General features: G+C 66.6%; 6 protein-coding genes. 3 read left to right on the forward strand and 3 right to left on the reverse strand.

Annotated features, from left to right (window positions below; translation table 11 throughout):
- Positions 1–167: 167 nt before the first annotated feature.
- Positions 168–491, forward strand: a complete 324-nt coding sequence (locus I6F38_RS13645; protein ID WP_225160691.1) for a hypothetical protein — start codon at positions 168–170, stop codon at positions 489–491.
- Between the two features lie 206 nt (positions 492–697).
- A complete protein-coding gene (locus I6F38_RS13650; RefSeq protein WP_225160692.1) occupies positions 698–1,804 on the forward strand; it encodes a DUF2865 domain-containing protein in 1,107 nt (368 codons plus the stop codon).
- Between the two features lie 7 nt (positions 1,805–1,811).
- Here I6F38_RS13650 and I6F38_RS13655 read toward each other — a convergent pair whose 3' ends face one another.
- From I6F38_RS13655 to I6F38_RS13665, 3 genes are all read right to left on the reverse strand, one after another.
- Positions 1,812–3,563, reverse strand: a complete 1,752-nt coding sequence (locus I6F38_RS13655) for an NAD+ synthase (protein ID WP_225160693.1) — start codon at positions 3,561–3,563, stop codon at positions 1,812–1,814.
- Positions 3,564–3,712: 149 nt separating this feature from the next.
- Entirely contained in the window at positions 3,713–4,066 is a 354-nt protein-coding gene (locus I6F38_RS13660) for a diacylglycerol kinase (RefSeq protein WP_028334253.1), read from the reverse strand.
- A gap of 49 nt (positions 4,067–4,115) precedes the next feature.
- Positions 4,116–5,504 (reverse strand): 3-deoxy-7-phosphoheptulonate synthase class II, encoded by a 1,389-nt coding sequence (locus I6F38_RS13665; protein WP_225160694.1) that lies wholly within the window; start codon positions 5,502–5,504, stop codon positions 4,116–4,118.
- A gap of 151 nt (positions 5,505–5,655) precedes the next feature.
- Between I6F38_RS13665 and I6F38_RS13670 the strand changes: the two genes are divergently transcribed.
- Positions 5,656–6,582 carry an alpha/beta fold hydrolase gene (locus tag I6F38_RS13670; protein ID WP_225160695.1) on the forward strand — a complete coding sequence of 309 codons (927 nt, stop codon included), beginning with the start codon at positions 5,656–5,658 and terminating at the stop codon, positions 6,580–6,582.
- The last annotated feature ends 494 nt before the right edge of the window (positions 6,583–7,076 follow it).

The raw sequence follows: 7,076 nt of genomic DNA on the forward strand, positions 1-7,076 counted from the left end.
GTTCCACCATGTCTCACGGCCCCATTATTGCGTCAAGGGGCTGTTTTCGGGCGGTTTGACACCCGCCCCGCACCGAAAGCACGTCAACGCCCTCATGGTTAATCATTATTAAGGCTTTGGGCGTATCCGGTCGCTTGCGGATTCCCTGCCATTTTCACTGGTGCACCATGCGGCCTGTTTCAGCATTGATTGCCTGCACGCTCTTTCTTGCTCCGTCCTTCCTTGTTTCCTCGGCCGCGCTGGCCGACAGCCGCGTCTTCATCGTCGCCAACCAGGCCGACGGCTACGGCATCGACCAGTGCCTCGCCCGCGGCGATCGCTGCGGTGCCTCCGCCGCCCGCGCCTATTGCCGGTCACGCGATTTTGCGCAGGCCACCAACTACCGCCGCGTCGATCCCGACGAGATCACCGGCGCGGTTCCGCACGCCGCAAATGAAAAATGTAACGGCAACGGCTGCGGCGAATTCGTCGCCATCACCTGCCAGCGCTGAGCCAAGCCGCTGGCCAGACGGGGTTATTGCCACACCGGCGCCCCGGAAACGACGTGACGCTGCCCCGAGAAACGGCTATTGCAGCGGCCTTGCCCGCGCGCTTTGGCGTTGATCGCCGCGCGGCGTCGTTTTAATGGCCGGATATGCCCAATAGCTCCCGTTCTCGCTTCTCCCGCTGGTTTCTGAGTTGCGCCGTGCTGGCCGGCATGTCCCTGCCCGCCATGCATGCCCTGGCGCAGGTGCCCCCCGGCCCGCCCGGTCCGGCTCCGCAAGGCGCGCCACAGCCCAATCCGCAGGCCAATCCGATGTGCGGCCGGCTCGAAGGCCAGCTGGCGGCGATCGACCGCGGCGGCGGCTCCGGCGACCCGGCCAAGGACGAGCAGATCCGCCGCTACCAGGACGCGGCAACCCGCCAGCAGGGCGAGCTCGATCGCGTGACGGCGCAGGCCCGGCGCATGGGCTGCGACAGCTCGGGGTTCTTCTCGCTCTTCAATAACAATTCGGCGCAGTGCGGTCCGGTCAACACCCAGATCCAGCAGATGCGCGCCAATCTCGACCAGATCACCGCCAATCTCGAGCGGCTGCGCTCCGGCGGGCTCGGCGGCGCCGACCGCGAGAACCAGCGCCGCTCGGTCCTGACCGCGCTGGCGCAGAATAATTGCGGCCCGCAATATGCCGCGGCCGCGCGTGGCCCCGGCAACTTCCTCGAGAACCTGTTCGGCGGCGGTGGTGGCGGCAATCCCAACAACCCGCTGCCCCCGCCCGACGCGCAGTATGGCGCCCAGTCCGGCACCTTCCGCACCGTCTGCGTCCGCACCTGCGACGGCGCCTATTTCCCGATCTCGTTCGCAACGGTGCAGGCGCGCTTCGCCGCCGACGAGCAAATCTGCAAGGCGCAGTGCCCCGCCGCGGATGCCAGCCTGTTCACCTACCGAAATCCCGGCGAGGACATCAACCAGGCGGTCTCGATCAGCGGTGTGTCCTACTCGTCGCTGCCGAACGCCTTCAAGTACCGCACCGAGTTCAATCCGTCCTGCTCCTGCAAGCCGGCCGGCCAGAGCTGGGCCGAGGCGTTGAAGGCGGTCGACGACAAGGCGTCCGCCGAGCAGCAGGGCGACATCATCGTCACCGAGGAGAGCGCGCGGAAGATGCAGCAGCGCGCCCAGACCAAGGCCGCCGCCGGCAAGAAGGGCGCGCCGGCAGCCGCGGCTCAACAGCAGCCCGCAGCTGCTGACGCCACGGCACCGGCGGCCGCGCCGGCGAGCGACGGCCAGATCCGCACCGTCGGCCCGACCTTCATCCCGAAGCGGTAAGAAGAGCTCAGCCCTCGAACGCCTCCGCCGACGCGCGCGAGGTGCGCGCCACCAGCGTCTCGTCGGGCGCCGGCAGCGCCTTGCCGAAATCGCGGAAGCGGTTGGTGATGGGATAGCGGCGGTCGCGGCCGAAATTCTTCCGCGTCACCTTCACCCCCGGCGCCGCCTGCCGCCGCTTGTATTCGGCGATGTTGAGCAGGCGATCGACCCGGGCCACCACGTCGCGGTCGAAGCCGGCTTCGATGATGGTCGCCAGCGGCTCCTCGCGCTCCACGAGCCGCTTGAGGATCGCGTCCAGCACGTCGTAGGGCGGCAGCGAATCCTGGTCGGTCTGGTTCTCGCGCAACTCGGCGGTCGGCGGCCGGATGATGATGTTGACCGGGATCACCTCGCCTGACGGCCCGAGCGCGCCGTCCGGCTTCCAGCCATTGCGCAGGCTCGACAGGCGAAACACCTCGGTCTTGTAGATGTCCTTGATCGGATTGAAGCCGCCGTTCATGTCGCCGTACAGCGTGGCGTAGCCGACCGACATCTCCGACTTGTTGCCGGTGGTCACCACCATGGCGCCGGTCTTGTTGGAGATCGCCATCAACAGCGTGCCGCGGGCGCGCGCCTGCAAATTCTCCTCGGTGATGTCGCGGTCCAGCCCCTTGAACACCGGCGCCAGAATCGTCTCGAAGCCGTTCACGGCATCGGCGATCGGCAGGATCTCGTAGCGGATGCCGAGCGCCGCGGCGAGCTTGGCGGCATCGTCGAGCGACACCTGCGCGGTGTAGCGGAACGGCAGCATCACGCCGCGCACCTTGTCGGCGCCGAGCGCATCGACCGCGATCGCCGCGCACAGCGCCGAGTCGATGCCGCCGGAGACGCCGAGCAGCACGCCGGGAAAACCGTTCTTGCGGACATAGTCGCGCAGACCGAGCACGCAGGCCGCGTAATCGGCCTTGTCGCCCTCGAGCTGCGCCGTGATCGGCCCGTTGCAGCGCCAGCCGTCGGCGGTCTTGCGCCAGGTCAGCGTCGTGATGTTCTCCTCGAACGCCGGAAGCTGCGCCGCAACGGAAAGATCGGCATTCAGCGCGAACGAGGCGCCGTCGAAGATCAGCTCGTCCTGGCCGCCGACCTCGTTGAGATAGACCAGCGGCAGCCCGCTCTCAGTGACGCGCGCGACGACGATCGACAGCCTGAGGTCGGCCTTGTCGCGGGCATAGGGCGAGCCGTTCGGCACCACGAGAATCTCGGCGCCGGTCTCGGCGAGACATTCGACGACGTTCTCGTATTCTTCGGACTCCTCGAGCCAGATGTCCTCGCAGATCGGCACGCCGATACGCACGCCGCGCACCGTCACCGGGCCCGGCGCCGGGCCGCGCGCGAACAGCCGCTTCTCGTCGAACACGCCGTAATTCGGCAGATTGGCCTTGAAGCGCAGCGCGGCGATGCGGCCGCCGTCGAGCAGCGCGCAGGCATTGTAGAGCTTGCCGTCCTCGACCCACGGCGTGCCGATCAGCATCGCTGGGCCACCATCCCTGGTCTCGCGCGCCAGTTCCTCGATCGCGGCGCGGCAGGCCGACTGGAACGCCGGCTTGAGCACCAGATCCTCCGGCGGGTAGCCGGCGATGAACAGTTCCGACAGCACCACGAGGTCGGCGCCGTCGGCCTTGGCTTTCTCGCGCGCGGCGCGCGCCCTCGCGGCGTTGCCGGTGACGTCACCGACCGTCGGATTGAGTTGCGCCAGGGTAATCTTGATCTGTTGTTCGCTCATACGCCTAAGTTGTCCTGCACAACAGCAAACTTCAATCACCTTCCAGTCATGGTGCGATTGCAGAAATCGCGCCATGACCGGCGGGAGCTTCTTTTGAGCATGATCTGATCGGAAAACCGGTTCCCACGTTTCCGGATCATGCTCGGGAATCAGAACGCGCCCATGCGTTCGGCGAGGGCGAACAGCCAGAACAGCCCGGCCATGACGAGCGCGACGCCGACCGCGGCCGAGCCCATGTCCTTGACCCGCCCGATCTGCGGATCGTGATCCATGGTCAGGCGATCGGCTAGCTTCTCGATCGCGGTGTTGAGCAGCTCGATGACGAGCACCAGCACCACGGTCGCGACCAATTCGACCCGGCGCATCACGGTGGCGCCGACCAGCCAGGCCAGCGGCAGCGACAGCGCCAGCGCCACCACCTCCTCGCGAATCGCCTGCTCCGAGCGAATGGCGAATGCCAGCCCGTTGCGCGAGTTGATGGTGGCTCGCCAGAACCTCAGCAAGTCACGGCCCCCAAGTCCAAGTCACTGCCTGCCCAAGCCACAGCCCCAATCACAACCCCGCAGCGGCCGGCATCGGCTTGACCTTGCCGGCGCGCTCCTGCTTCAGGAGTTCGGCGATCAGGAAGGCCATGTCGATCGACTGTTCGGCATTAAGACGGGGATCGCAGACCGTGTGGTAGCGGTCGTTGAGGTCTTCATCGGTGATGGCGCGCGCGCCGCCGATGCATTCGGTGACGTCCTGCCCGGTCATCTCCAGGTGCACGCCGCCGGCATGGGTGCCTTCGGCAGCGTGGATCTGGAAGAACGACCTCACCTCCGATAGCACGCGGTCGAACGGCCGCGTCTTGTAGCCCGAGGTCGAGGTGATGGTGTTGCCATGCATCGGATCGCACGACCACACCACCTTGCGCCCTTCCCGCTGCACGGCGCGGATCAGGCCCGGCAGATGGTCGCCGACCTTGTCGGCGCCGAACCGGTTGATCAGGGTCAGGCGCCCCGGCTCATCGTCGGGATTGAGGATATCGATCAGCTTCAACAGCTCGTCCGGCTTCAGCGACGGGCCGCATTTCAGGCCGATCGGATTCTTGATGCCGCGGAAATATTCGACATGGCCGTGATCGAGCTGACGGGTGCGGTCGCCGATCCAGATCATGTGGCCGGAAGTCGCGTACCAGTCGCCGGTGGTGGAATCGACCCGCGTCATCGCCTGCTCGTAGCCGAGCAGCAGCGCCTCGTGGCTGGTGTAGAAATCGGTGGCGCGCAGCTCGGGATGGCTCTCGAGGTCGAGGCCGCAGGCGCGCATGAAGTTCAGCGCATCCGAGATGCGGTCGGCCAGCTCCTTGTAACGGCGTGACTGTGGCGAATCCTTCAGGAAGCCGAGCATCCACTGATGCACGCTGCCGAGATTGGCGAAGCCGCCGGTGGCGAACGCGCGCAACAGGTTCAGCGTCGCGGCGGATTGGCGATAAGCCATCAGCTGGCGTTGCGGATCGGGAATGCGCGCCTCCGGGGTGAAGGCGATGTCGTTGACGATGTCGCCGCGATAGCTCGGCAGCTCGACGTCGCCCTGCTTCTCGGTCGGCGACGAGCGCGGCTTGGCGAACTGGCCGGCGATGCGGCCGACCTTCACCACCGGCAGCGCGCCGGCATAGGTCAGCACGACCGCCATCTGCAACAGGACGCGGAAGAAGTCGCGGATGTTGTTGGCGCCGTGCTCGGCAAAGCTCTCGGCGCAGTCGCCGCCCTGCAGCAGGAAGGCCTCGCCGGCGGCGACCCGCCCCAGCGCCTTCTTCAGGCTGCGCGCCTCGCCCGCGAACACCAGCGGCGGAAAGGTCGCCAGCTGGGCCTCGACATCGGCCAATGCCTTGGCATCGGGATAATCGGGCACCTGCAGCACCTTCTTGGCGCGCCAGCTATCGGGTGTCCACCGCGCGGACATAAGGTCAACTCCTGAGCAAAAACCGCGACTTAATCACGGCATGAGGAAAGCCCGGCTTATACACAGGCCCCCGCTTTCCCGCTAGAAGGATTCCTGCAATCTGGTCAAGCCCTTGCAGGGAAATCCGAATTCGCATTTGGTAGAGCATAGCATGAATGCCGGGGAAATCGCCGTGGCCTCCGCCGCGCTGGACGACGTTTTTAGCGACGACATCGTCGTGCCGGCCGCAGATGGCTATCCGCTCGCCGCGACGCTGTTCCTGCCGCGCGGCACCCGGCGCCACGCTGTCCTGATCAATTCGGCGACCGCCGTGCCCCGCAAGGTCTATCGCGGCTTTGCCGGCTACCTCGCCCGCCGCGGCGCGGCGGTGCTGACCTACGACTACCGCGGCACCGGCGATAGCCGGCCGATGGCGGCGACCGGCCTCAACAAGCCGAAATCGCTGGCCGGCTTCAAGGCCACCATGGCCGACTGGGCCGCGCTCGATGCCACCGCGGCGGTGAGCTGGATGCGCGAGCGCTACCGCAACCTCCCCTTCGCCTATGTCGGCCACTCCTTCGGCGGCCAGGCGCTGGGCCTGCTGGCCAACAATGCCGAGATTCCGCGCGCGCTCCTGATCGCCTCGCAGGCTGCCTATTGGAAGCTGATGGCCTCGCCCGAGCGCTACCGCGTCGTCGCCTTCATGAACGGCGTCGGCCTGCCGCTGGCGCGCACGCTCGGCTACCTGCCCGCCTGGGCCGGCCTCGGCATGGACCTGCCGAGGGGCGCGTTCGAGCAATGGCGGAGCTGGGTGATGCGGGAGCGCTATCTGCTCGATGATGCCACGCTGACGGCGCGCGACAATTTTCCGAAGTTCAAGGGCAAGCTCCGCGCGCTTGTCATGACCGACGACACCTGGGCGACGCGGCCGGCCGTCGAATTGCTGTGCTCCGCCTTCACGTCGACCACGCCCGAGATCATCTCGATCCGCCCTGCCGACGCCGGCGCAAAAGCGATCGGCCATCTCGGCTTCTTCCGCAGCGAACACCGCGACGCGCTGTGGCGCGGCGCCGCGGAGTGGATTGAGGCGGAGGGGTAGACGCGAACCTTCACCGCCGTCGTCCTGGCTTGCGCCAGGACGACGATGAGGATGGTTCTCGCGTGATGCGATGCACCACTGATGCGTAGCTCATCTTGAACCGAGAAGCCGCGGCGTACTGGATCGTCCGCATGCGCGCGTGAGAGCTCGCTGGTCATACCACACGTCGTCCCTGCGAAAGCAGGGACCCATAACCACAGGGCTTTGTTGTTGAAACGGGTTGTGGCTCCAGCGCAGCAAGCCAACTGACGTCGGCGGCTATGGGTCCCTGCTTTCGTGTTCAGTCCCGTGAGTTTAGCAACGGCCTGGATCGGGGCCTGGTAGCCGAGGCATTTGAGGCGAGTCCGGTTGTAGTCGTGGACGAACCTGGCGATGAAGGCGTCGCGATCGGCATGGTCGATGAAGGTCCGCCGGGCGCTGCCGCGCTTGTGTTCGCGGCCAATGGCTTCGGCGATACGCCGGTTGAAGCGTTCGACGAGGCCGTTGGTCTGCGG

Origin of the sequence: Bradyrhizobium sp. BRP56 (genome assembly GCF_020194035.1) — a bacterium.
Classification (GTDB): domain Bacteria; phylum Pseudomonadota; class Alphaproteobacteria; order Rhizobiales; family Xanthobacteraceae; genus Bradyrhizobium; species Bradyrhizobium australafricanum.

What these genes read in the sequence shown, in the direction of transcription:
- I6F38_RS13665 (WP_225160694.1), bottom strand. Translation starts at nt 5,504, where the DNA reads ATGTCCGCGCGGTGGACACCCGATAGCTGGCGCGCCAAGAAGGTGCTG.
- I6F38_RS13655 (WP_225160693.1), bottom strand. Translation starts at nt 3,563, where the DNA reads ATGAGCGAACAACAGATCAAGATTACCCTGGCGCAACTCAATCCGACG.
- I6F38_RS13645 (WP_225160691.1), top strand. Translation starts at nt 168, where the DNA reads ATGCGGCCTGTTTCAGCATTGATTGCCTGCACGCTCTTTCTTGCTCCG.
- I6F38_RS13670 (WP_225160695.1), top strand. Translation starts at nt 5,656, where the DNA reads ATGAATGCCGGGGAAATCGCCGTGGCCTCCGCCGCGCTGGACGACGTT.
- I6F38_RS13650 (WP_225160692.1), top strand. Translation starts at nt 698, where the DNA reads ATGTCCCTGCCCGCCATGCATGCCCTGGCGCAGGTGCCCCCCGGCCCG.